22 protein-coding genes are annotated in these 23,480 nt (G+C 63.5%); 18 read left to right on the plus strand and 4 right to left on the minus strand.

What is annotated here, in order from left to right:
- Positions 1-534: 534 nt before the first annotated feature.
- From JQ597_RS09900 to JQ597_RS09910, 3 genes are all read right to left on the minus strand, one after another.
- Positions 535-1,536: an adenosine kinase gene (locus JQ597_RS09900; RefSeq protein WP_212264014.1), complete on the minus strand. Its 1,002-nt coding sequence runs from the start codon at positions 1,534-1,536 to the stop codon at positions 535-537.
- A 175-nt stretch (positions 1,537-1,711) separates the two neighbouring features.
- Positions 1,712-2,782, minus strand: coding sequence for a PAS domain-containing sensor histidine kinase (locus JQ597_RS09905; RefSeq protein WP_212264214.1), 1,071 nt, complete (start codon positions 2,780-2,782; stop codon positions 1,712-1,714).
- 41 nt (positions 2,783-2,823) lie between these two features.
- Entirely contained in the window at positions 2,824-3,612 is a 789-nt protein-coding gene (locus JQ597_RS09910; RefSeq protein ID WP_212264015.1) for an alpha/beta fold hydrolase, read from the minus strand.
- A 356-nt stretch (positions 3,613-3,968) separates the two neighbouring features.
- Between JQ597_RS09910 and JQ597_RS09915 the strand changes: the two genes are divergently transcribed.
- The 18 genes from JQ597_RS09915 (at position 3,969) to JQ597_RS10000 (ending at position 22,156) form a co-directional block, all read left to right on the plus strand.
- Entirely contained in the window at positions 3,969-5,777 is a 1,809-nt protein-coding gene (locus JQ597_RS09915) for a cation:proton antiporter domain-containing protein (protein WP_212264016.1), read from the plus strand.
- A 78-nt stretch (positions 5,778-5,855) separates the two neighbouring features.
- Positions 5,856-7,415: a murein biosynthesis integral membrane protein MurJ gene (gene murJ, locus JQ597_RS09920; RefSeq protein WP_212264017.1), complete on the plus strand. Its 1,560-nt coding sequence runs from the start codon at positions 5,856-5,858 to the stop codon at positions 7,413-7,415.
- A 53-nt stretch (positions 7,416-7,468) separates the two neighbouring features.
- Positions 7,469-8,521: a tryptophan--tRNA ligase gene (trpS, locus tag JQ597_RS09925; protein WP_212264018.1), complete on the plus strand. Its 1,053-nt coding sequence runs from the start codon at positions 7,469-7,471 to the stop codon at positions 8,519-8,521.
- A 93-nt stretch (positions 8,522-8,614) separates the two neighbouring features.
- Entirely contained in the window at positions 8,615-9,109 is a 495-nt protein-coding gene (locus JQ597_RS09930; RefSeq protein WP_212264019.1) for a universal stress protein, read from the plus strand.
- A gap of 125 nt (positions 9,110-9,234) precedes the next feature.
- Positions 9,235-9,804, plus strand: a complete 570-nt coding sequence (locus JQ597_RS09935; protein ID WP_212264020.1) for a NifU family protein — start codon at positions 9,235-9,237, stop codon at positions 9,802-9,804.
- 274 nt (positions 9,805-10,078) lie between these two features.
- Positions 10,079-10,774, plus strand: a complete 696-nt coding sequence (tsaB, locus tag JQ597_RS09940; RefSeq protein WP_212264021.1) for a tRNA (adenosine(37)-N6)-threonylcarbamoyltransferase complex dimerization subunit type 1 TsaB — start codon at positions 10,079-10,081, stop codon at positions 10,772-10,774.
- Between the two features lie 11 nt (positions 10,775-10,785).
- Positions 10,786-11,289, plus strand: a complete 504-nt coding sequence (gene rimI / locus JQ597_RS09945; protein ID WP_212264022.1) for a ribosomal protein S18-alanine N-acetyltransferase — start codon at positions 10,786-10,788, stop codon at positions 11,287-11,289.
- A gap of 156 nt (positions 11,290-11,445) precedes the next feature.
- Positions 11,446-11,898, plus strand: coding sequence for a Fur family transcriptional regulator (locus JQ597_RS09950; protein ID WP_212264023.1), 453 nt, complete (start codon positions 11,446-11,448; stop codon positions 11,896-11,898).
- A 54-nt stretch (positions 11,899-11,952) separates the two neighbouring features.
- Entirely contained in the window at positions 11,953-12,624 is a 672-nt protein-coding gene (locus JQ597_RS09955; RefSeq protein WP_212264024.1) for an HAD family hydrolase, read from the plus strand.
- Positions 12,625-12,785: 161 nt separating this feature from the next.
- Positions 12,786-13,469 carry an HAD family hydrolase gene (locus JQ597_RS09960; RefSeq protein WP_312010892.1) on the plus strand — a complete coding sequence of 228 codons (684 nt, stop codon included), beginning with the start codon at positions 12,786-12,788 and terminating at the stop codon, positions 13,467-13,469.
- A gap of 106 nt (positions 13,470-13,575) precedes the next feature.
- Complete coding sequence (miaB, locus tag JQ597_RS09965; protein WP_212264025.1) at positions 13,576-14,994, plus strand: tRNA (N6-isopentenyl adenosine(37)-C2)-methylthiotransferase MiaB; 1,419 nt, start codon at positions 13,576-13,578, stop codon at positions 14,992-14,994.
- A 4-nt stretch (positions 14,995-14,998) separates the two neighbouring features.
- Entirely contained in the window at positions 14,999-16,054 is a 1,056-nt protein-coding gene (locus tag JQ597_RS09970) for a PhoH family protein (protein ID WP_212264026.1), read from the plus strand.
- Between the two features lie 83 nt (positions 16,055-16,137).
- Positions 16,138-16,662 carry an rRNA maturation RNase YbeY gene (gene ybeY / locus JQ597_RS09975; protein WP_249133323.1) on the plus strand — a complete coding sequence of 175 codons (525 nt, stop codon included), beginning with the start codon at positions 16,138-16,140 and terminating at the stop codon, positions 16,660-16,662.
- A 1-nt stretch (position 16,663) separates the two neighbouring features.
- Positions 16,664-17,782 (plus strand): hemolysin family protein, encoded by a 1,119-nt coding sequence (locus tag JQ597_RS09980; protein WP_249147680.1) that lies wholly within the window; start codon positions 16,664-16,666, stop codon positions 17,780-17,782.
- Positions 17,779-19,389: an apolipoprotein N-acyltransferase gene (gene lnt, locus JQ597_RS09985; protein WP_212264029.1), complete on the plus strand. Its 1,611-nt coding sequence runs from the start codon at positions 17,779-17,781 to the stop codon at positions 19,387-19,389. Before JQ597_RS09980 ends, lnt begins: the two co-directional genes overlap by 4 nt.
- A 248-nt stretch (positions 19,390-19,637) precedes the next feature.
- Entirely contained in the window at positions 19,638-20,054 is a 417-nt protein-coding gene (locus JQ597_RS09990; protein WP_212264030.1) for a helix-turn-helix domain-containing protein, read from the plus strand.
- Positions 20,055-20,282: 228 nt separating this feature from the next.
- On the plus strand, positions 20,283-21,416 hold the full coding sequence (locus JQ597_RS09995) for a M20 family metallopeptidase (RefSeq protein WP_212264031.1): 1,134 nt from the start codon (positions 20,283-20,285) through the stop codon (positions 21,414-21,416).
- Positions 21,413-22,156, plus strand: coding sequence for a tRNA (guanine(46)-N(7))-methyltransferase TrmB (locus JQ597_RS10000; RefSeq protein ID WP_212264032.1), 744 nt, complete (start codon positions 21,413-21,415; stop codon positions 22,154-22,156). The genes JQ597_RS09995 and JQ597_RS10000 overlap by 4 nt, the downstream gene beginning before the upstream one ends.
- Positions 22,157-22,167: 11 nt before the next feature.
- Here the strand turns inward: JQ597_RS10000 and JQ597_RS10005 are convergent, their stop codons facing one another.
- The gene (locus JQ597_RS10005; RefSeq protein ID WP_212264033.1) at positions 22,168-23,250 is read right to left on the minus strand and encodes a DUF2336 domain-containing protein; all 1,083 of its coding nucleotides are present in this window, start codon (positions 23,248-23,250) and stop codon (positions 22,168-22,170) included.
- Positions 23,251-23,480 lie beyond the last annotated feature (230 nt).

A 23,480-nucleotide genomic window follows, 5' to 3' on the forward strand; every position in this document is an offset into this window, starting at 1 on the left:
GTGCGATTGTGCTAAAGAAGCTGCACACGAGCATACAGGGCAGCGGAGAGCATCCGACATTCCCTGCGCAGTGGCTTTACGACTTATGACGCGCTCTCCCCGGTGAGACGGCCTCTATTGCCACCGTCGCCCCTCGGAAGCGTTGGCTCCCGAAAGACTTGACGCCGTTACGGGCGCCAGGACCACACGCTTTCGCCGTACGCCTTTGCCGCGACCGTCAATCGCAACATCAGCGTCCACCGCAACCCGCCCCTCGTTGTGACGATGGCCAACGCCCCTCTGAGTGGGACGGGATGCGGAGGATGTAACCGGTGAGTCGGGGGTGGCGTCAAGATAAAATTCTGAAAATCGGAACACGATGTCGGCGGCAGCGCATCTCTCACCATTCGTCATGGCCGGGCTTGTCCCCGCCATCCACGAGTTGCTTCATTGCCGCAAGTAAAGACGTGGATGCCCGGGTCATCTAGCGCGAAGACGCGCTTCGCGCTTTAGCCCGGGCATGACGGGCTGAGAGATCACGGCCTCCTAGAAAGTCTAAACCGGCAACCCGTTCTTCTTCGCCAGTTCCTTCAGCGATACCTGCGGCCGGGCACCGATGTGCTGGATCACTTCGGCCGCCGCGAGCGCGCCGAGGCGGCCGGAATTTTCATGACCGGCGTTGCGGACGAGGCCGAACAGGAAACCGGCGGCGAACAGATCGCCGGCGCCTGTGGTGTCGACGAGTTTTTGAATCGGGAAGGCCGGCACCGCGACGACGCCGTCTTTCGACGCCACGACGCAGCCCTTCTCGCTGCGGGTGACGATGCCAAGTTTGGTGTCGGCGCGCAGCTGCTTCAGTGCGGCGTCGAAATCCGCCGTCTCGTACAGGGATTGCAGTTCGGCCTCGTTGGCGAACACGAGGTCGACCGTGCCCTTGCGCATCAGGTCGAGAAACTCGTCGCGGTAGCGGCCGACGCAGAACGAATCCGACAAAGTCAGTGCGACCTGACGGCCGGCGCCATGCGCGATGGTCGCGGCCTTGACGAAGGCTTCCTTGGCGTTTTTCGGATCCCAGAGATAGCCTTCGAGATAGATGATGCCGGACGCTTCGATCTGCGCCGCGTCGATATCGTCAGGCATGAGTTCCTGCGCCGCGCCGAGATAGGTGTTCATGGTGCGCTCGCCGTCCGGCGTCACCAGGATGTAGGAGCAGCCGGTGGCGGGGCCGCCGCTTGCGGCTTTGGTTTCGAACGCGACACCGGCGGCGCGGATGTCATGGGTATAGAGGCCACCGATCTGGTCGTCGCGAACCTTGCCGACATAGGCCGCACGCGCGCCGAGATTGGCGATGCCGACGATGGTGTTGGCAGCGGAGCCCCCGGACATTTCGGTGGCCGGGCCCATATCGGCGTAGATCGCCGTGGCGCGCGCCTCGTCGATCAGCGCCATGCCGCCCTTGGTCATGCCATGGCGGCCGAGAAAGGCATCGTCGGTCTGCACCAGCACGTCGAAAATCGCATTGCCGATCCCGAGAACGTCATATTTTGCGTCGGCCATCTCACCGTCCTGTTGCAGCCATCATGAAGGGCTGGGGCTATCACGGCCGGCGCAGGGCGTGAACCCATAAATGGCGTGAATCGATAGATTCAGATTGCCGGCCGACGTCCGCCTCGCGCGCAGGACCGACACAAGCCGGACACCACGCCAGGTCCGCTTTGCCACCATAAGGGCGCTATCGCAGCGGCATGACAAAGGTGAAGCGGGTTTCCTCAGCCGTCGACGTCACGTTAAGCGAACCCTCGTGGGCCTTTGCGATCTGCGACGCGATGTGGAGCCCAAGGCCAAGCCCCTGCCGGCTGGCACGAACCTCGCCGCGAAAGAATGGCTCAAACAGCTTCTCCATCGCGGCCTCGGGTATTGGCTCCCCGCCATTGGCGACCGACAATTTGAACAGCCCATCCTCCGTCACCGCGCGGACGCGCACCGGTTCATTGGTCGCGCCGTGGCTGAGCGCGTTTCCGACCAGATTGGAAACCAGCTGTCCAATCCGGATTCGATCGCAATTCACGGGAACGTCGATGGCATACTTGGCTTCGATCTGGCGTCCCGGCGACGACAGCCGCAGTTCATCGATCACCTGATGCAGCATCTGTTCCACGGGCGCGTTGGCATTGCGGTCCAGAATAATGCCCCCACCGAGCCGGCCTCGCGCAAAATCCAGCACGTTGTCGATCAGCCCGGCCATCCGCATCACGGTGGTCTCCAGCATCGCCAGGATCTGGTGCTGTTTCTCCGTTGTTGCATCCCGTCCCAGAATGCGCGCGCCGGCGCTGATCGACGCCAGCGGGTTGCGCAGGTCATGCCCCAGCACCGCGATGAACTGCTCGCGCAACTCCGAATTCTCGCGCTCGCGCGCAAGGCCCATAGCGGCCGTGTCGCGCGCTTCCAGAAGTCCCCGCTCATATAGCCTTCGATCGACGGCCTTGATCAGGGCAATCCGCGTGAACAGAGTTTTTCCGCCGGCGTCCCGGCCATCGGTGGCGCTCGCAATCATCTGCAGATGCTCGCCGGCCGCGGTCACCATGTCGATGGCGAACCCGTCGAAGAAACCCTGCATCCGCAACAGCGGCGCGATGTGGGTTTCGTAGTAGATGCGGCCCGCCATGTTGAGGAAGCCAGAGAACGGCTTGCCGATCATTTGATCTGAGGTGTGGCCGGTCCAGCCAAGAAGCGTCCGGTTCACCCGCGCGATACGGCCGTTGGTCAGCAGCGTGACATAGCCGCAAGGGGCGTTGTCGAACATGTCCTGGAAATCATCGATGCGGGGACTGTCCACCGCGCCGCTCAGACGAACGTCTTCATGGCGGCGATCACTTCATCAGGAGCGCTCAAATTGGGACAATGCCCGGTCGCCTCCAATATGATGAGTTCGCTGCCCGGAATTCCGCGGTGAACAAACTCTCCAACCTCCTTTGAGGCGATGACGTCCTCGCTGCATTGTAAGACCAGCGTTGGAATATCGACTTTGGCCAGATCGGCGCGATTGTCCGATTTGAACGTGACGCGGGCGAACGCCTTGGCGATTTCGGGATCGGTTCGGCAAAAGCTGTTGGTCAGCTCTTCGCCAAGTTCAGGGCGATCGGGATTGCCCATGATCGCCGGCGCCATCTGGGCCGACCATCCCATGTGGTTGGAATCAAGAAACTGCAGAAGTTCCTCGATCTGCTGTTCGCTGAATCCGCCGACGTAATGGTCATCGTCGATGTACCGGGCGGAAGGCCCGACCATGACAAGCTTGCCAAACATGCCGGGCGCCTTCTGCACCGCCAGCGCGCCGATCATGCTGCTCACGGAATGCCCGACAAAGACGGCATCCTTCAGGCCGAGTTCGCGACCGATCTCGACGACGTCGTCGGCATAACCGGCAAGCGTGGCATATTTCGATCTGTCGTAAGCCTTGAGGTCTGAGCCGCCCGCGCCGACGTGATCGAACAGCACGGTCTTGAAGTCCCCGGCGAACGTCGGCTCCACGAACCGCCACATGTTCTGGTCGCAGCCAAAACCGTGGGCGAACACCATCGCCTTCTCACCCGTCCCGCGGACGCGGACGTTATTTCGCGCAACGACGCTCATATCCTGCACCGGTCTGAGCCATTTAGCCGCGAGGCTAACACCATTGCTTCCGCGCGCACCACTCACTCCGGCGAACAGCCATCGAATGAGTTAGCGCTGGATTGCATGGAACCGGCAGACCCAAGACGATCGATGCTGTTGGACACCGGTGTCCGGATCGTCATCAGGTCAGCCACCCGGTCGCGAACGATACAACTTCAGATGGGCCGGCCGACGTCCGCTTGGAAGCACCGAACGGACTCAAAGCCGGACCCCAGCGCCATCGCCGCCGGCTTTCACGCCCGCCGGTGCTTGCACATGCACACCCCATTTGATCCAGTACGGCGAGCGCATCGGACCAGCGCAGGGAGCAATGAGTGGCGGCGCAGTTCAACATCGATGCCTATAGCGACGCGCTCGTCCTGCTGGGGACGGCCGGCATTGTCGTTCCCATGGTGCGCCGCTTTGGGCTTAGCCCCGTGCTCGGCTTTCTGGCCGCAGGCGCGCTGCTCGGCCCGCTCGGACTGGGCTCGCTGATCCACGCGCTCCCGTTCTTGTACTGGCTTACCGTCGTCGATGCCAAGAACGTGGCCGGCATCGCCGAACTCGGCGTTGTCTTCCTGTTCTTTCTGATTGGCCTGGAGCTGACCTACGAACGTTTGAAGGCGATGCGCCGGCTGGTGTTCGGCCTCGGAAGCCTGCAGTTCATCCTGACGACGGCCGTAATCGCCGGCATCGCGGCCCTTTTCGGCAACCCATCCGCCGTATCGATCATCCTCGGCGCCTGCCTTGCGTTATCCTCGACCGCGATCGTCATCGAGGTCCTTTCCAACCAAGGCCGGCTTGGCACCACGGCAGGCCGAACCAGCTTCGCCATTCTGCTGGCGCAGGACCTCGCGGTGATTCCGGTCCTGGTCTTCATCTCCATCCTGGGCAAAGGCTCGAGCAGTTCGGTCATGGCCAGCCTCGCCCTCGCGCTGGTCAATGCCACCGTCGCCGTTGTCGCGATGGTCATCCTCGGACGTCTGTTGCTGCGGCCGCTGTTCCGGCTGGTCGCCGCCACCGGCGCCAGTGAATTGTTTGTCGCGGCCACCCTGTTCGTCATTATCGGGACCGGTGTCGCCGCCGCCGTGGCCGGCCTTTCCATGGCGCTGGGCGCCTTTATCGCGGGGTTGCTGCTCGCCGAGACGGAATTCCGCAAGGCCATCGAAACAACCATCGGCCCTTTCAAGGGACTGCTGCTTGGCTTCTTTTTCTTTACCGTCGGCATGAATATCGATGTGCGCGAAATCGCACGCGAACCATTCTGGCTCGTTGCCTCCGTCATCGGCCTGATCGGCATCAAAGCCATCCTGCTCGCCGGCCTCGCCCGGACCTTTCGACTGCCTTGGCATGCGGCGATCGAAACCGGTCTGCTGCTGGGCCCCGGCGGCGAGTTCGCCTTCGTCGGCATCGGCCTTGCCACCTCGCTCGGCCTGATCAGCGCCAATGTGTCGAGCTTCACCCTGGCGGTGACATCGATCACGATGGCGCTGATTCCGGTGCTGGCCCTGGTCGCACGGCGGCTGGCGCCGAAGTTTCGCGAGCTCAAGGCGCTCGATCCGGAACTGGGCATTGCGCCGAGTGGAGGCGCCGGACATGCCATCGTGATCGGGCACGGCCGGGTTGGCGAAGTCGTCTGCTCTCTGCTGGGCCGGCACAACTGTACCTACCTCGCCGTCGACAACGACGCCGACGCAGTCCCGGGCCACCGCAGGAGCGGGCGCGAGGTCTATTACGGTGACGCGACAGACCCGGAATTTCTGAAGAGCTGCGGCGTGATGGACGCAAAGGCGGTCATCGTAACGGTAGCCGCCAAGGCTGCGATCGACGAAATCGTCCGGCAGGTACGCGCGCTGAGAGCGGATATCGTTATCGTCTCGCGCGCCCGCGATGCCGACCATGCACGCCACCTTTACGAGATCGGCGTGACCGACGCCGTGCCCGAGACCATCGAAGCCAGCCTGCAACTGTCGGAGGCGGCGCTGATCGGACTGGAGCAGGCGATCGGACCGGTGATTGCCTCCATTCACGAGAAGCGGGATGAATTTCGACGCGAGCTGCAGCAGGCGGCTGCAAAGAGCCCCGCCGAAACCACGCGTGCGATCCGCCCGAAAAGCTTTCGATCGCCCAGGGCAGGACTTTAGCGACAGCATCGCCAGGTCCGCTTTGTTTCGTTCGCCGGGGCTAGCGCCAGCACCGCAAACCGCTGCTATAGAGCAGTCATGATCCGCTCCTTTCTCACGGTATCGACGGGAACGCTGGCCTCGCGCCTGCTCGGATTCGTGCGCGATTCACTGGTCGCCGCGCTGCTCGGCGCCGGCGCTGTCGCGGATGCGTTCCTGGCGGCCTTTCAACTGGTCAACGTGATCAGGCGCCTGCTTTCCGAAGGCGGGCTGAACGCGGCGCTGGTGCCGGCATGGCTGCGCGTGCGCGAGACCGGCGGTGCTGTGGCGGCGGCCGCATATGCGGGCCGCGTGCTCGGCACCGTCACGGCCGCCTTGTTCGTCGCCACGCTGCTGCTCGGATTGCTGATGCCGCTGGTGATCATGGCGCTGGCGCCGGGGTTTTCTGGCCATCAGACGCTGCAGCTCGCCGTCGACAATGCCCGCCTGATGCTGCCGTACCTCGCCTTTGCCGGGCCGGTGACCGTGATGATGGCGCTATTGAACGCGCAAGGCCGCTTTGCACTTACCGCGTTCTCGCCGCTGCTGTTCAATATCGCGTTGATCGCGGTCATGGCCGTGCTGCTGGCATCGCGGCCGGGTGCGGTGCTCGCCGCACAGATCCTCGCCGCCACCGTCGGCGTCGCCGGCCTGCTGCAGCTTTCCGTTCTGGTGCTGCGGCGTGGCGGCAACATCGCAACGCCGCTTCGGGTCTCGTTCGATGCGGAAATCCGCGACTTTCTCGGCAAGGCTATCCCCGGCATGATCGCGAGCAGCACGCCGCAATTATTGATGGTCGCGGGTGCGATCGTCGCATCGTCGTCGCCCTCGGCGGTGTCGTGGCTCTATTTCGCCAACCGCCTGGTCGAGCTGCCGCTCGGCATTGTCGGCGTCGCCATGGGCACGGTCCTGATTCCGGAAATGACGCGCGCGTTGCGCGGCGGCGATCCGGCCGCGGTCGCGCATGCGGAATCGCGCGGCCTCGAACTCGCGGTCGGGCTGGCCCTGCCGGCGATGCTGGGGCTGATCGTGCTGAGCGAGCCTGTCGTGCGCATGCTGTTCGAACACGGCGCCTTCACCGCAGTAGACACCACCGCGACATCTCGTGCGCTGATGTGGCTGGCGCTGGGGCTGCCCGCCAATGTGCTGGTGAAAGCGCTGTCGCCGGCGTTCTTTGCGCGCGAGGACACGCTGACGCCGCTACTCGCGACGCTTTGGGGCGTCGTCCTTGCCATCGTCCTTTCCGTCCTGCTCGGCCGTTGGTTCGGCGCCGGCGGCATCGCCGCCAGTCTCGCGATCGGGGCCTGGAGCACGGCCTTCAGCTTGATCGTAAGGGGCGGCGGAACGTTCGGATTTTCGATCGACGCCGCCGCACGGCGGCGGCTGCCCGGCATTCTCGCGGCTGCACTGGCGATGGGCGCGGCCTTGTGGCTGGCGACGCGGTTCACGCCGGCCCTCGCGCCTGATGCCCACGGCCTGGTGCAGGCGATCATCCTGCTCCTCCTGATTATCGCGGGTATTGCGATTTACGGCCTGTTTCTGCGGCTTTTCGGCATCACGGACTGGCGCCAAGCGGTTAAGGCGATCCGGCAGAACCAGCCCCGCGACTTGCGCGACTAAGGCTTGCGTGGCAAACGAGCGCGCCAAACCGACAATTCGCAGGAAGCATTACCATGGCCATGGTTGAACGGGTTTTTTCAGGCGTCCAGCCGACGGGCAATCTGCATCTCGGCAATTACCTCGGCGCGTTCGTCAACTTCGTGAAGCTGCAGGAAACGCACAACTGCATCTATTGCGTCGTCGACATGCACGCGATCACGCAAGGGGTCGACGTCTGGGGCGGTCCGGCCGAACTGACGCGCTGCACCCGCGAGGTGACCGCGGCCTTTATCGCCAGCGGCATCGATCCGAAAAAGCATATCGTATTCAACCAGAGCCAGGTCACCGGTCATGCCGAGCTCGCCTGGATCTTCAATTGCGTGGCGCGGATGGGCTGGCTCAACCGCATGACGCAGTTCAAGGACAAGGCCGGCAAGGATCGCGAGGCGGCCTCGGTCGGGCTGTACGATTATCCGGTGCTGATGGCCGCCGACATTCTGGTGTATCGCGCCACCCACGTGCCTGTCGGCGAGGACCAGAAGCAGCATCTCGAACTCTCCCGCGACATCGCGCAGAAGTTCAACAACGACTTCGGCGACTCGATCCGCGGCCATGGCTTCAACGACGGATTGTTCTTTCCGCTGCCGGAGCCCGTGATCACCGGGCCCGCGACGCGGGTGATGAGCCTGCGCGACGGCACCAAGAAAATGTCGAAGTCGGATTCGTCTGACAATTCGCGGATCAACCTCACCGACGATGCCGAGACCATCGCGGCGAAGATCCGCAAGGCCAAGACCGATCCGGAACCGTTGCCGTCGGAAGAAAAGGGGCTGGAAGGCCGCCCGGAGGCCGACAATCTCGTCGGCATCTATGCGGGGCTGTCGGGCCGCAGCAAAGCCGAGGTGCTGGCCGAGTTCGGCGGCGGACAGTTCTCCAACTTCAAAAACGCGCTGGTGGAACTTTGCGTCACCAAACTCGCGCCGATCGCCTCGGAAATGAAACGGCTGGTCGCCGACCCCGGCCACGTCGATTCGATCCTGATCGACGGCGCCGAGCGCGCCGAGGCGATCGCCGCCGAAACCATGAAGGCCGCCAAGGACATCGTCGGCTTCATCCGCAAGCGGTAGTATCCGGCGTGATCACAGGATTTGCAACGGCGCTTGTCTGACACGGCTGCGCCGTGGCAGCATGCGTCGGTTTGGCGCAGCACCGGGACATGCATGACCACCCAGCGACGAAGCTACGAGACGGGTCACAAGCCAAAATGTCTTGTCATCGTTGACGACACCGCGGAGTGGGACCGCGCGGTTTACTATGCCAGCCGCTGGGCGATCCGGGTCGGCGGCGGCGTGGTGATGCTGCGCATCATCGAAATCGAGGACCAGAACCAGCAATGGCTGGGGGTCGCCGACATCATGCGCGCCGAAGCCGAGGACGCTGCCAATGAGGCGCTCGACCGCGCCTCCGGCCGCGCCAACGGCATTGCCGCGATCACGCCGGAACGGGTGATTCGCGAGGGCAATCCGACCGAACAGATCCTCGACGTGATCGACAAGGACGTCGATATCTCGATGCTGGTGCTGGCGGCCAATCCGGGCGCCGAAGGCCCCGGCCCGCTGATCGCCCTGATCGCACAGGCCGCCGGCTCGTTCCCGATCCCGGTCACCATCGTTTCCGGCGACCTCAAGGACGCCGAAATCGACGCACTTTCCTGAGCGGAATTAAGGGAATAGGGGCTTGGAAGGGCTGCCCTGCGCCCCTTGATCGTGCGTTGGCCGTCGCCATCTGCTAAAGGGAAACCCACGCGCCGGCCTTGAACCGGCGACGCCGGAGAAATCAGATGTTTATCCAGACCGAAGCGACCCCTAACCCCGCCACCCTGAAATTCATTCCGGGCCGTACCGTGCTCGACACCGGCACGATGGAATTCTCCAACCGCGAAGCAGCCTCCCGCTCGCCGCTGGCCGAACGGCTGTTCGACGTGCAGGGCGTGAAAAGCGTGTTTTACGGTGCCGATTTCGTCACCGTGACCAAGGACGACAGCGACTGGCAGCATCTCAAGCCGGCAATCCTCGGCGCCATCATGGAACATTATATGTCCGGCGCGCCGCTGCTGGCCGACGGCACGGCCGGCAATGACGAGGCGCTCGACGAGGAAGACGAGTTCTTCAACGAGGCCGACGCCGACACGGTGGCGACCATCAAGGATTTGATCGAGACGCGGGTGCGCCCCGCGGTCGCCAATGACGGCGGCGACATCACCTTCCGCGGCTTCAAGGACGGCGTCGTCTATCTCAACATGAAGGGCTCCTGCGCCGGCTGCCCGTCCTCGACGGCAACCCTGCAGCACGGCATTCAGAACCTGCTCAAGCACTTCGTGCCGGACGTGGTCGAAGTCCGGCCGATGTAAGCCGGGCGTCGAAAATACGCGATTTGTCTCTACGTGATGCCCGGGCCCTCCCGGGCATTCACATTTTATGAGCTGCGACAAAGCCGTGGATGGCCGGGACATAGGCGAGCGGAAGCGACGCCGTCCTTCCGGACGGCTATGGCGAGCGGAAGCGACGCCGTCCTTCCGGACGGCTATGGCGAGTGGAAGCGACGCCGTCCTTCTGGACGGCTATGCCCGGCCATGACAGCAAGAACACCGCGCCTTTCATCGTGAAAAATGTTACCAATCGTCCATGTTAATCCTAGCCATCGATACCGCGCTTGATGCCTGCGCTGCGGCCGTGCTCGATACCGACACGACGAAGATCATCGCGCAGGAATCGCAGCCGATGAAGCGCGGCCACGCCGAAGCCCTGATGCCGCTGATCGCGCGGGTGATGAAAGCATCCGGCATCGCGTTCACGTCGCTCGACCGTGTCGCCGTGACCAAGGGGCCCGGCAGCTTTACCGGATTGCGTGTCGGCCTCTCGGCCGCCCGCGGCATTGCGCTGGCGGCCGGCAAGCCGGTGGTGGGATTGACGACGCTGACCGCCTACGCGGCGCCTTTCGTCGGCGAGAACAGCGAGCATCCGATCATTTCCGCGATCGATGCGCGCCACGATCATGTGTATTTCCAGGTTGTCAGCGGCGACGGTGGCTCGCTGGTCAAGCCGAAAGTGGCGCCGATATCGGAAGCACTCGACGCCTCCCGCTTCGGCGCGCCGCACCTGGTCGGCAACGCCGCCAGAATGCTCGCCGATCGCTGGCCGGCCAATGCGCCGCCGCCGTTCCGGGTCGACGCACAGCCGGCGCCCGACATCACCTGGGTAGCGTGGCTGGGCGCCGCCGTCAGCCCGGAGATGTCGCCGGCCAGTCCCTATTATCTGCGCGCGCCCGACGCCAAGCCGCCAAAGGACCCGTTGCCGCAAGCCTCGCAGCCAGCATCATAATGGCCGTGAAAATGGCCGTAACAATAGCCTTGGGATCCCTGATTTCAAAATGGTGGCGCGGCGGCACGCCGGTGGTCGAACCGGCCAGCCAGCGCGACGCGGCGCGGCTGGCGCAGCTGCATGGCGCCTCGTTTCACCGTGGCTGGGGTGAAGGCGAGTTCGAGGCGATGCTGACCGAACGCAACACGCTGGTTCATCGTCTCCGGCAAGGGCGCAAGGTGATCGGCTTTGCGGTCTCGCGCATGGCCGCGGACGAAGCCGAAATATTGTCGATCGCGATCGATGCCGGCGAGCGCGGCCGCGGCCTGTCGCGCAATTTGCTGCTGACCCACCTTGGCCATCTCGCCGGCCGCGGCGTGCGTTCCATCTTCCTGGAAGTGGAGGAAAACAATCAACCGGCGCGGCGGCTGTATGAATGGGCCGGATTCGGCGTCATTGGGCGCCGCGAGCGCTATTATCAGCAGCCCGGCGGGGAGCAATTGAATGCACTTCTGATGCGGCGTGACTTGTCGTAAACTGCACGGGGTGGCAAAACACCCCTGCCCTGCTCGCTAGAGCCAGTTCGGTTCTGATGAGATCAGAACCGGGCTCTCGATCTTTGTTTTTTGACGCGTTTTCTTCACGCGAACCGGTAGCCACTTCGCTCGAAAACGCCATGAGGCCAAGACACCATGTCCGTTCTGAAATCCCCGCCCGCGCACAAGAATACCGGTATCGAGGCACGCTGCGCCGCCACCGGCATGCGCATGACCGAGCAGCGCCGTGTCATCGCGCGGGTGCTGGCGGATTCGGTGGATCATCCCGACGTCGAGGAACTCTACCGGCGCTGCGTCGAGGTCGACGACAAGATCTCGATCTCGACCGTGTACCGCACCGTAAAGCTGTTCGAGGACGCCGGCATCATCGAACGGCATGATTTCCGCGAGGGCCGGGCGCGCTACGAGCAGATGCCGGACAGCCATCACGATCACCTGATCAACCTGCGCGACGGCAAGGTGATCGAATTCACCTCGGAAGAAATCGAGAAGCTGCAGGCCGAAATCGCCCGCCAGCTCGGCTACAAACTGGTCGATCACCGGCTCGAACTGTATTGCGTGCCGCTGGACGAAGATAAGTCGTCATAGCGTTTTCAAGCGAAGTGGGTACCGGTTCGCGTGAAGAAAACGCGTCAAAATAAAATGCAGATTCCACAGCTCATCATTTTCGATTGCGACGGCGTGCTGGTCGACAGCGAAGTCATTTCATGCCGCGCGCATGCGGAGACGCTGACGCGCCACGGCTATCCGATCACGGCGGATCAGGTGCTGCAGCGGTTCCTCGGCGTCTCCGATCGTGAGGCGCGCCTGACCGTCGAGGCCGAACTGGGTTGCAGTCTCCCGGACGATTTCGAAGCGCAGATGAAACAGGCTGCACTGCAACGATATGCTGACGAGCTGGGAGCAATCCCCCATATCGGCGAAGCGATTGCCGCAATCGATCTTCCGAAATGCGTGGCATCGAGCGGTACCCCGGAGAAGATTCGCCATGGCCTCACCTGCGCGGGGCTCTACGACGTCCTCGCGCCCAACATCTTTTCCGCCACGCAGGTCACGCGCGGCAAGCCTGCCCCGGATCTGTTTCTGTTCGCTGCCGAGCAGATGAATATCCGGCCGGCCCAATGCCTTGTCATCGAGGACAGCGTGGCCGGCGTCACCGGTGGCCGGGCCGCCGGGATGACCGTGCTCGGCTTTCACGGCGGCAGCCATTGCAGCGCAGGTCACGCTGAATTGCTTCGCGACGCAGGCGCCGCGGTCACTTTCGGCGATATGCGGCAATTGCCTGATCTAATTGCCCGGATTGGGGCCGATTAGACATGGTCATTCCGGGACGCGCGAAGCGCGGACCCGGAATGACGGGGCTAATAAGCTGGATTTTCGGCCATTTAGGCTATAATTGACCCCCAGACTGGGCGCCGCATGGGCGCCGACCAACCCCGCACTCCGGTTCCATGAATCGCCAAGGATGAGGCCGCGTGCAAACGTTGAACGCCAATTTCGATCTCATCATTTTCGATTGCGACGGCGTGCTGGTCGACAGCGAGGTGATCTCGTGCCGCGTTCATGCCGAGGTGCTGACGCGTCACGGCTATCCGATCACCGCCGAGCAGGTGCATCAGCGATTTCTCGGACGCACATCGCTCGATGCAACCACCGAAGTCGAGCGGGAACTCGGGCGGCCGTTGGCCGAAACGTACGAGCATGAACGGCAAACGACATTGTTTGCAGCGCTCGCGGAGGCTGTTGAACCAATTCCGCATCTTCACGAGACGCTCGACGCCATCGACCTGCGCAAATGCGTCGCCTCCAGTGCCGTGCACGAAAAGATTTTCGCGAGCCTGTCACGGGTGAAACTGTACGAGCGCTTTGCCCCGCATATTTTTTCGGGATCGCAGGTGCGCAACGGCAAGCCGGCACCGGATCTGTTTTTGCTCGCGGCGGGGCAGATGAAAGTCCCGCCGGCGCGATGCCTCGTGATCGAGGACAGCGTGGCCGGCGTCACCGGGGGCTGGGCCGCCGGCATGACCGTGCTCGGGTTTCACGGCGGCAGCCATTGCCGTCCGGACACCGCAGATACGCTGCGTGCCGCAGGCGCCGCGGTCACTTTCGACGATATGCGGCAATTGCCCGATCTAATTGCCCGGATTGGGGCCGATTAGGCCCGGAATGACCGGCGCAAGTCGCTGGATTTTCGGCCATTTAGGCTATAATTGACCCCCAGAGCGGGCGCCGCATGGGCGCCGACCAAGCCCGCATTCAGGTTCCATGAAGCCGCCGCGCAAGCTGCATATCAAGTCATATGGCTGCCAGATGAACGTCTACGATGCGCAGCGCATGGTGGACACGCTGGCGGGCGAAGGCTTTGTCGAGACCGACAGTGCCGAGGATGCGGATCTCGTCATCCTCAACACCTGCCATATCCGCGAGAAGGCTTCCGAAAAGGTCTACTCCGAACTCGGGCGCTTGCGCGTCGCCAAGGATGAAGCCGCGCGCCAGGGACGCGAGATGCGCATCGCGGTCGCCGGCTGCGTCGCGCAGGCCGAGGGCGAAGAGATCATCCGCCGCGCGCCGACCGTCGACGTCGTGGTCGGCCCGCAGAGCTATCATCATCTGCCGCAGCTACTCGCCCGCGCCAAAAGCCATGGCCGCGCGCTGGAGACTGAATTCCCGGTCGAGGACAAGTTCGGCTTTCTGCCGCCGCCGAAGCCCGCGGCGATCCGCGCGCGCGGCATCTCGTCGTTCGTCACCGTGCAGGAAGGCTGCGACAAGTTCTGTACCTTCTGCGTGGTGCCTTACACGCGTGGTGCGGAAGTCTCCCGGCCAGTTGCAAAAATCATCGACGACGTGATGCGGCTCGCCGACAATGGCGTGCGCGAGATCACGCTGATCGGGCAGAACGTCAACGCCTATCACGGCGAAGGTCCGGACGGACGGACCTGGCCGCTTGGCAGGCTGCTCACTCGTCTCGCCGAAATCCCCGGTATCGTGCGCCTGCGTTATTCGACCAGCCATCCCCGCGACGTCGATGATTCGCTTCTGGAGGCACATCGCGACCTGCCCGAACTGATGCCGTTCGTGCATCTGCCGGTACAATCCGGCTCCGACCGCATTCTGGCTGCCATGAACCGGAAGCATACCGCCGATGATTACCGCCGCGTCATCGACCGATTTCGCGAGAGCCGCCAAGATATTGCATTTTCATCGGATTTTATCGTCGGCTTCCCCGGCGAAACCGAGGGAGAATTTGCCGCCACCCTCGCGCTTGTCACGCAAATCGGATACGCTGGGGCTTATTCGTTCAAATATTCGCCGCGGCCCGGCACGCCGGCGGCGGACATGCGGGAGACGGTGTCAGCGGCAGAAATGGACGAGCGATTGGGGCGGCTTCAGGAATTGATCGACAGCCAGCAATCGGCCTTCAACAAGGCCATGATTGGCAAGACTGTCGATGTGCTGTTCGAACGCGCGGCCCGCAACCCCGGCCAGATCGTCGGCCGCACCGCTTATCTGCAGCCCGCGCATGTGATGGCATCACCTGACATCATCGGAAAAGTGGTGCCGGTCTCCATCGACAGCCTGGAGCGCTACAGCCTGCTCGGCGAACTCGCTGGCGCCTCCGCGCGACCCTCTTTATCGACGCTTTCACCCATGACCGATTCTTCTCGAATAACAACGGGAGCCTGAACCCTTGCCCAAAAGCGCATCGGATTCACCTTCGCTTGCTCCCAGCCGCAAATTTGATCGCGACATGCAAATTCCGCCCGAAACCCAAGTCGTCATCGACTTCGACGACAACCGTGCCGCTTCCGCGCTGGTCGGCCCTTACGGCCAAAATCTCGCGCTGATCGAGCGCCGTCTCGGCGTCGTCGTGGATTCGCGCGGCAATCACATCACCATCGCCGGATCGCGCGACGGCTGCGACGCGGCGCGGCGCGTGCTCGAGACGCTCTACGCCCAGGCGGTGCAGGGACAGGATCTGGCGCAGGGCGACGTCGAAGGCGCCATCCGCGCCGTGATCGCGCAGGGATCGCTGTTCGAATTCGATCCCAAGGCCGCCAAGACCGCGTTCGAGACCATCAATCTGCGCAAGCGCCCGGTGCGGGCGCGCACCGCCGCGCAGGATTCCTACATCCGCGCACTGAAACGCAGCGAGATGGTGTTCGGCGTCGGCCCGGCCGGCACCGGCAAGACCTGGCTTGCGGTGGCGCATGCCGCGCAATTGTTCGAGCGCAAGGAAGTCGATCGCATCATCCTGACGCGACCCGCGGTCGAAGCCGGCGAACGGCTCGGCTTCCTGCCCGGCGACCTCCGCGAAAAAGTCGATCCCTATCTGCGGCCGATCTACGACGCGTTGTACGACCTGATGGACGCGCGGGTGGTGGAACGCGCGCTGCAGGGCGGCGAAATCGAGATCGCGCCGCTCGCCTTCATGCGCGGCCGCACGCTGACCAACGCCGTCATCATCCTGGACGAGGCGCAGAACACCACCTCGATGCAGATGAAGATGTTTTTGACCCGGCTTGGCGAGAACAGCCGCATGATCATCACCGGCGATCCCTCGCAGGTCGACCTGCCGAATGGCCAGACCTCGGGACTTGCCGAGGCCGTCAAGCTGCTCGATGGCGTCGAGGGGATCGCGCAGGTGAAGTTCACCGCCGAGGACGTCATCCGCCATGAACTGGTGGCGCGGATCGTCGCCGCCTATGAGGGCTTGCCGCAAAAACCGGCGACCGGCAGATCCTGATGGCCAGACCTTTGGCTTTGGGCCCGCAGCAGGCGGGCCCGGGCCGCAACCCGAATGCTGGACTGCAAAACCCTGGAACGAAATTGTCTTCCGTCCACCCCGTAACCGAAGTCCTCGTGGTCGCCGATTGCTGGCAGACCGAGCCCGACGCCGAGGCGGTGATCCATCGCGCCATCAACGCGGCCGCCGAAATCGCCGATGCCGATGTCGGCGAAGCGGAACTGGCAGTCATGCTGACCGACGATTCCGGGATCCGAACCCTGAACAGCAATTGGCGCGGCATCGACAAGCCGACCAATGTGCTATCGTTTCCGGCGTTGCAGCCGACCGGTGCGGGAACGCCCGACGATGCACCGCGCATGCTCGGCGATATCGCCATCGCCTATGAGACGACGCGCAAAGAGGCCGACGACGAACAAAAACCGTTCGATCACCATCTCAGCCATCTTGCGGTGCACGGGTTCCTGCATCTGATCGGCTACGATCACGAAAAAGACGACGACGCCGAAGCCATGGAGGGTCTCGAGCAGGAGATCCTCGCGCAACTCGGCATTCCGGATCCGTATGCGGATCGCGATCCCCATGCGGACCGGGAGCGGATGGACTGACATGCCGGACTCCGACCCTACCCACGACAATCCGCGCAACACGTCCAACCTTCCGGCCGTGGTGCAGGAAGGCGAGGTGCTGCGCCCGACAGCGGAGAACTGGCTGACCCGCGCGATCCGCACGCTGTTCGGCTGGAAGCCGGGATCGGTCCGCGCCGATCTGCAGATCGTGCTCGATGCCTCGACGCCGGACGAGGTGGGCTTTTCCGCCATCGAGCGCACCATGTTGCGCAATATCCTCGGGCTGCACGAACGGCGCATCGCCGACGTGATGGTGCATCGCGCCGACATCGTCGCCGTCAAGCGCGACATCCCGCTCGGCGAATTGATGAGCCTGTTCGAGAGCGCGGCGCATTCGCGCCTCGTCGTCTACAACGAGACCCTCGACGACCCCGAGGGCATCGTGCACATCCGCGACCTCCTGGCGTTCATGACCGCGAAGGCGCGGGTCGGCGACACCACCAAGGCGAAGCGCAAGAAGCCTTTCCCCGCGGGCCTCGATCTGCGCGCGGTCGACCTGGCGCAGCCGCTGGCGGACGCCAACATCATCCGCAAGCTGCTCTACGTGCCGCCGTCGATGCGGGCGATCGACCTTCTGGCGCAGATGCAGGCCTCGCGCATCCATCTGGCGCTGGTGGTCGACGAATATGGCGGCACCGACGGGCTGGTGTCGATCGAGGACATCGTCGAGCAGATCGTCGGCGAAATCGACGACGAGCATGACAGCGACGAGCCGCCGGCGATCGTGCGGCAGGCGGATAATTCATTCATCGCCGATGCCCGCGCCAGCCTCGAGGACGCCCGTTCAGTGATCGGCGAGGACTTCATCACCGGCGAGGCCGGCGAAGAGGTCGCGACCCTTGGCGGCTATCTGGTGTCGCAGGTCGGCCGCCTGCCGGTACGCGGCGAAGTCATTTCAGGGCCCGGTACTTACGAGATCGAAGTGCTCGACGCCGATCCGCGGCGGGTCAAGCGGCTGCGCATTGCGGTTCGCAAGGAACGGCCCGCCCCCCGCACGCAGCGCGAAAGCCGCCGCCGTGAAGCTGCGCCCGACACCAATGCGCCGCAGGCCAATGACAACGCGCCGCCATCGTCCAGCGATGGAGCCGGTTCGCAGTGATTCCCGCCAGCAAACTTCGCGCCGCCGGTCTTGCGATCATCCTGGCCTGGGGATGGAAGCGCGCCGCTCTTGCGCTGGTGGCCGGCGCATTGTCGGCACTGGCAATGGCGCCGTTCAATGCATGGCCGCTGCTGTTCCTGACCTTTCCGGTCGCGGTCTGGCTGATCGACGGCGCCGGTGCGGGGCGATGGCGCGGCGTGCCGGCGGCGGCGATGTCGGGCTTCTGGTTCGGGCTCGGCTATTTCGTCGTTGGACTTTACTGGATCGGGTACGCCTTCCTGGTCGATGCGCCAACGTTCGCCTGGCTGATGCCGTTCGCGGTGCTGGGCCTGCCGGCCTATCTCGCGCTGTTCACCGCGGCAGGCTTTGCGCTGGCGCGCCTGCTCTGGACCCGCGACGCTTCGCGCCTGCTCGCGCTCGCGATCAGCCTGACGATAACAGAGTGGCTGCGCGGCCACCTGCTGTCGGGATTTCCCTGGAATTCGTTCGGCTACGCGCTGTCGGAGCCGCTGGCGCTGGCCCAGACGGCATCGCTGATCGGGCTGTGGGGGATGACGTTCCTCACCGTGGCGATCTTCGCAAGCCCGGCGGTCCTGATCGATGGCACCTCGCGCGGGCGAAAACCCTGGCTCGCGCCGGTGGCGGCGCTCGGCTTGCTCGCGGTCATGGCCGTGTTCGGCGCCGTCAGGCTGTCGATGCAGCCGACCGTGCTGGCAAAGGTCAAGCTGCGCATCATGCAGCCCAATCTGCAGCAGGACGTCAAATTCAATTACGCCGCCAAGGCGGAGGTGATGCAGAAATATCTGACACTGTCCGATCGGGCTTCGGGGCCGCAATCGACCGGCGTGAGCGATGCACAGATTTTGATCTGGCCGGAATCGGCGTTCCCGTTCTTTTTGACCCGCGAAGCCGATGCGATGGCGCAGATCGCCGACCTGCTGCCGAGGGGTACCGTGCTGATCACCGGCTCGGTGCGCGCGCCCGACCTCCCGCCCGGCGTGCGAATCACGCGCGCCTACAACTCGATATATGCGATCGACCACGACGGCAGCGTGCTGTCGGTTTATGACAAGCTGCATCTGGTGCCTTTCGGCGAATATCTGCCGTTTCAGGATTGGATGGAAAAACTCGGCTTCGTGCAGCTAACGAGAGTCCAGGGCGGCTTCATTCCGGGCACCCGCCGCCGCGCCATGGACATCCCGAACGCGCCGCGGGCGCTGCCCCTGATCTGCTACGAGGCGATATTTCCCGGCGATATAACGACACGCGACGATCGCCCGGGCTGGATCATCAACGTCACCAATGATGGCTGGTTCGGAATTTCGACCGGCCCCTATCAGCATCTGCAGCAGATGCGCCTGCGCGCCGTCGAAGAAGGCTTGCCCGTTGTTCGTGCAGCCAACACCGGCATTTCAGCCGTGATCGATCCCTCGGGGCGTATTGTCGCACGGCTCGGCCTTGGCATTGAAGGCGTCCTGGATGCCAACCTGCCATCGGCTTTGCCGCCGACGATTTATGCCCGTGTTAGAGACATTCCAACGGGCATGATTCTGGCTGTTGCGTTGCTGCTGGTCATCCGGCGCCGCTTTGCAAGGCGAAAGTCCTGAGACTTGCATGTTGCTGGTTGTTGCTGTCGCGGAAAAAAGCGGCCCGCGCGAATCCACTAACTAGTTGACAGACCGACCGCGCAATTCGCATTCTGGGTTCCGCAACCAAAAACAAGAACCAGTCAGTTCATTGCTCAAATTGTCCGCAGTTCAACCCGATCCTCCGAGCAGGATTTGACGGTACCGGCGCCTGAGGCATAGTCCGCTTATGCCTCATTCCCCGGCGCGTAATCCCAGGAGTGTTGGAGATGTCCACCAAAGCGCCAGACCCTGTTGACAAATATGTCGGCAGCCGCGTTCGCATGCGACGCATCATGCTGGGCATGAGCCAGGAAAAACTCGGCGAGGCATTGGGCCTCACCTTCCAGCAGGTTCAGAAATACGAAAAGGGCACCAACCGGGTCGGCGCCAGCCGCCTGCAGCGGATCTCGGAAATCTTGCAGGTGCCGGTATCGTTTTTGTTCGACGGCGGGCCGAGCGGTGCTGTCAATGCCGACGGCTTCAGCGAATCCGGTTCGCCCGCCTACGTTTCCGACTTTCTCGCCACCTCCGAAGGCCTGGCGCTGACGCGGGCGTTCACGCGCATTACCGACGCCAAAATGCGCCGCAGTATCGTCGAACTGGTCGAACAGATCGCCGCGCGCGAAGGTCCCGACCAGCGCTGATATCAGCTGCCATAACCGGATGTTCCGATTGACGCGCCCGCCGGCGCGAGCGCATGACATTGGAGCGTTTTTGAGCGAAGTGGGAACCGGTTCGCAAAGCAATCAAGTTTACGCAGATTGCGTAGACTTATCTGCGGTAGAAAACGCGTCAAAGCAAGAATCTAGAGTTTCGGTTCTGATTCAATCAGAACCGAAGCTCTAGCCGAATTCCATGAAGGCAAAGCGCTGATGACCGGAACCACCGCCAATCCGTTTGATCCCAGTTCGATCCTCGACGGCATCCGCCGCTGGGTCGAAATCGAGACGCCGACCGAGGTGCCCGCACAGGTCAACAAGCTCGCCGACCTCGTTACTGATGGCTACCGCGACCTGCCCGTGACCGTTGAGCGGATCGCAGGAAAAGACGGATGCGGCGATCATCTGGTCGCGCGTTCGTCATGGGGGCAGGACGCGCCGGGCATCCTGGTGCTGAGCCATCTCGATACCGTGCATCCGCTGGGATTCATCGAGCGGCTGCCGTTCAAGATCGAGGGCGACAGCGCCTTCGGTCCCGGCATTTATGACATGAAGGGCGGCGCCTATCTCGCCTACCATGCCTTTCGCCAGATTTGTGCCGACAGCGCGCGACCGCCGCTCGGCATCACCCAGATGTTCGTCTCCGACGAAGAAATCGGCAGCCCGACGTCGCGCGCACTGATCGAGGTCGAGGGGCGCAAGGCCAAGTATGTGCTGGTGACCGAGCCCGCCCGCGACGGCGGCAAAATCGTCACCGGACGCAAGGGCGTCGCGCGCTTCGAAGTCTTCATCAAGGGCGTGCCGTCGCATGCCGGCACGCGGCCCGAGGACGGCCGCAGCGCCATCCGCGAACTCGGCAACGTCATTCAGACGCTGGAGGCGATGAACGACCTCAAGCGTGGCGTGTCCGTCAATGTCGGCGTCGTCAGGGGCGGCACCAAGCCGAACGTGATCGCGGAGGAGGCCTATGCCGAGGTCGACATGCGCGTGCCCGGTATTGCCGAATCCGACGAGTTGGTGCCGAAGATCCTCGGCCTGAAATCACGCACCGAGGGCGTCAGCATCACCGTCACCGGCGAACTGAATCGCCCGCCTTACGAAAAGAGCAACGCCGGTGCGGCGCTTTATGAGCACGCCAAAACGCTGGCGGCCGAAATCGGTTTCGATCTCGTCGACACCTTCACCGGCGGCGGCAGCGACGGCAATTTCACCGCGCCCCACACGGCGACGCTCGACGGCCTCGGGGTCGACGGCAAGGGCGCGCATACCCATTACGAGCAGATGTACATCTCCTCGATCGAGCCGAGGGCGCGGTTGCTGCACCGGCTGTACCAGACGCTGCGATGACGGTCTCACCCCGCGACATCGGCGATCACGACGCGCCGCCGGATGACGGCGCCGCCGCGCATGCGCACGGCTCGTTCTTCGGCCGCCGCAAGGGCCACAAGCTGCGCATCCATCAGGCCGACCTGATCGACAATCTGCTGCCGCATCTGGCGCTCGATATCAGCATGCCCGCGCCTGAGGATCTCACCGACATCTTCGAGTCGAAGCCTGATGCTGTCAGGCTGGAAATCGGATTTGGCGGCGGCGAACATCTGATCGCCGAAGCGCAGGCCTTTCCCGATATCGGATTCATCGGCTGCGAGCCCTATGTCAACGGCATGGCGAAAATCCTGACGCAGATTGAAGCCCACAACATCGGCAATATCAGGCTCTACGCCGGCGACGCCGCCGAATTGCTGGCATGGGCGCCGCCGCGATCTCTGGCGCGGATCGATCTGATCCATCCCGATCCCTGGCCGAAGCGCCGGCACTGGAAGCGGCGCTTCGTGCAGGATGCCACCGTGGCCGCGATGGCCCGCATCCTCAAGCCCGGGGCTGAATTTCGTTTCGTCAGCGACATCGACGATTATTGCGCGTGGACGCTGGCGCATCTGCTGCGTTCGCCGGATTTTTCCTGGATGGCGGAACGCGCCATCGACTGGCGCGAGCCGTGGGCCGGTTACACGATGACGCGCTATGGGCGGAAGGCCGAGCGCGAGGGACGTGTCGCGGCGTATCTGCGGTTTCGGCGGGCGGGCTAAGGCCTGAGAACTCAAACCGTCGGGCGGGTCTTCCAGAAGCCGACGACGCGCTCGGCAGTCGTGGGCATCAGGCGCGCGAAATTCACGCGCGCGCTTTCGATATCGGCCGGCGACGCCGTCCGGTTCGGGCCCAGCCGCAGCAGGATCAGTGCGCGCACGGTGGCCCATTCGAGGCCGATCGCCTTGCCGGCGATCAGGATCGGATCGTAGCGGTCGCCGGCAATCAGCCGGTCGAGGGTCGCGATCTTCACGCCGGTCATCGCCGCCAGCGCGGCGACGGATTCCTCGTATTTGTTTGCCTTGGCGAAATTGAGCAGCGCGCTTTCAACCAGCTGACCATCGCGGTGCAGCGCGAGGACCGTGCGCTGCGCCGCCTCGAAGTTGCGGCCGCTGTCTGTTCGTTCGACGGCGCCGGAGATTTCGTTGATCGCCCGCTTGATCGCCACCTGCCGCGCCGGCTTGACGACTGTGAACAGGCGGCGGCGGACCACATCGATCGTTCCGGCCAGAAGGTCTTTCAGTTGTTCGGTAGAAAGATCGTCGCGCTGGCCGATCTTGAGCGTCAGCACGCCGTCCTGGCCGGCGCGCTTGATCAAGGTCGAATAGCCGTCCGACGAGAACGCTGCACCGGCATTGCCCGCCGTGCGCCTGACGACATCGCGGTCGCCGCGGCGCACGATGACATCGGTGAGGTCGGGAGAGAGCGTCGGCCGATCCGACATCGCCAGCAGATGGCCCTGCCCCTTCACGCCAGCGATTTCGATCAGGATCTGTTCGTCGATCACCGGCGAACGCCGCAGCAGCGGACCGGCGATGGCAATTTCGTCCTCATGGGCGAGCTGCCCGACCAGCCCACGCGGCGCGTTGACAAGCAGCGACAGCCGCTCGGCGAGCTCGGCTCGCGCGGCAATGTCGGCATGGGGGACCAGGCTGCTCAATACGCCGTCGAACAGATCGACGTGATCGGCGCCGAAATTGGCAGCCCCCTGCAGGAATAATTCACTGATCCGGCGCGCCGCATCGGCGCGGCGCTTGGGATCGCCGCCCCTGACGATGTCGTCCAGTCCTGGGATCAGCGTTGTCGCTGGCGTCATAAACCTATCCAAACCGGCCGAATTGGCTGGTTTTCGGCAATCTAGGTACCGTTCGTGAATGAAGGGTTAGGCTTTGGCCCGCTCGGACAGGACTCAAAATCTCCCTTAACGAGGCGTGCAAGGCCTTGCCGGATTGCGGGAAAACCGCTATATCCGCCGCAACTTATGGTTCTCATACGATCGCGTATTGAGAGTGGGCCCTTCGGGACCCGCTCTTTTTTATTACCTGA

The organism is Bradyrhizobium sp. AUGA SZCCT0177, from assembly GCF_018130125.1.
Taxonomy (GTDB): Bacteria; Pseudomonadota; Alphaproteobacteria; order Rhizobiales; family Xanthobacteraceae; genus Bradyrhizobium.

Coding starts and splice junctions, on each gene's coding strand:
- JQ597_RS09950 (WP_212264023.1), top strand. CDS start 11,446: ATGTCCGTTCTGAAATCCCCGCCCGCGCACAAGAATACCGGTATCGAG.
- JQ597_RS09995 (WP_212264031.1), top strand. CDS start 20,283: ATGACCGGAACCACCGCCAATCCGTTTGATCCCAGTTCGATCCTCGAC.
- JQ597_RS09955 (WP_212264024.1), top strand. CDS start 11,953: ATGCAGATTCCACAGCTCATCATTTTCGATTGCGACGGCGTGCTGGTC.
- JQ597_RS09990 (WP_212264030.1), top strand. CDS start 19,638: ATGTCCACCAAAGCGCCAGACCCTGTTGACAAATATGTCGGCAGCCGC.
- rimI (WP_212264022.1), top strand. CDS start 10,786: ATGGCCGTAACAATAGCCTTGGGATCCCTGATTTCAAAATGGTGGCGC.
- JQ597_RS10000 (WP_212264032.1), top strand. CDS start 21,413: ATGACGGTCTCACCCCGCGACATCGGCGATCACGACGCGCCGCCGGAT.
- JQ597_RS09935 (WP_212264020.1), top strand. CDS start 9,235: ATGTTTATCCAGACCGAAGCGACCCCTAACCCCGCCACCCTGAAATTC.
- trpS (WP_212264018.1), top strand. CDS start 7,469: ATGGCCATGGTTGAACGGGTTTTTTCAGGCGTCCAGCCGACGGGCAAT.
- JQ597_RS10005 (WP_212264033.1), bottom strand. CDS start 23,250: ATGACGCCAGCGACAACGCTGATCCCAGGACTGGACGACATCGTCAGG.
- murJ (WP_212264017.1), top strand. CDS start 5,856: ATGATCCGCTCCTTTCTCACGGTATCGACGGGAACGCTGGCCTCGCGC.
- JQ597_RS09980 (WP_249147680.1), top strand. CDS start 16,664: ATGCCGGACTCCGACCCTACCCACGACAATCCGCGCAACACGTCCAAC.
- JQ597_RS09900 (WP_212264014.1), bottom strand. CDS start 1,536: ATGGCCGACGCAAAATATGACGTTCTCGGGATCGGCAATGCGATTTTC.
- JQ597_RS09930 (WP_212264019.1), top strand. CDS start 8,615: ATGACCACCCAGCGACGAAGCTACGAGACGGGTCACAAGCCAAAATGT.
- JQ597_RS09905 (WP_212264214.1), bottom strand. CDS start 2,782: ATGTTCGACAACGCCCCTTGCGGCTATGTCACGCTGCTGACCAACGGC.
- tsaB (WP_212264021.1), top strand. CDS start 10,079: ATGTTAATCCTAGCCATCGATACCGCGCTTGATGCCTGCGCTGCGGCC.
- miaB (WP_212264025.1), top strand. CDS start 13,576: ATGAAGCCGCCGCGCAAGCTGCATATCAAGTCATATGGCTGCCAGATG.
- JQ597_RS09910 (WP_212264015.1), bottom strand. CDS start 3,612: ATGAGCGTCGTTGCGCGAAATAACGTCCGCGTCCGCGGGACGGGTGAG.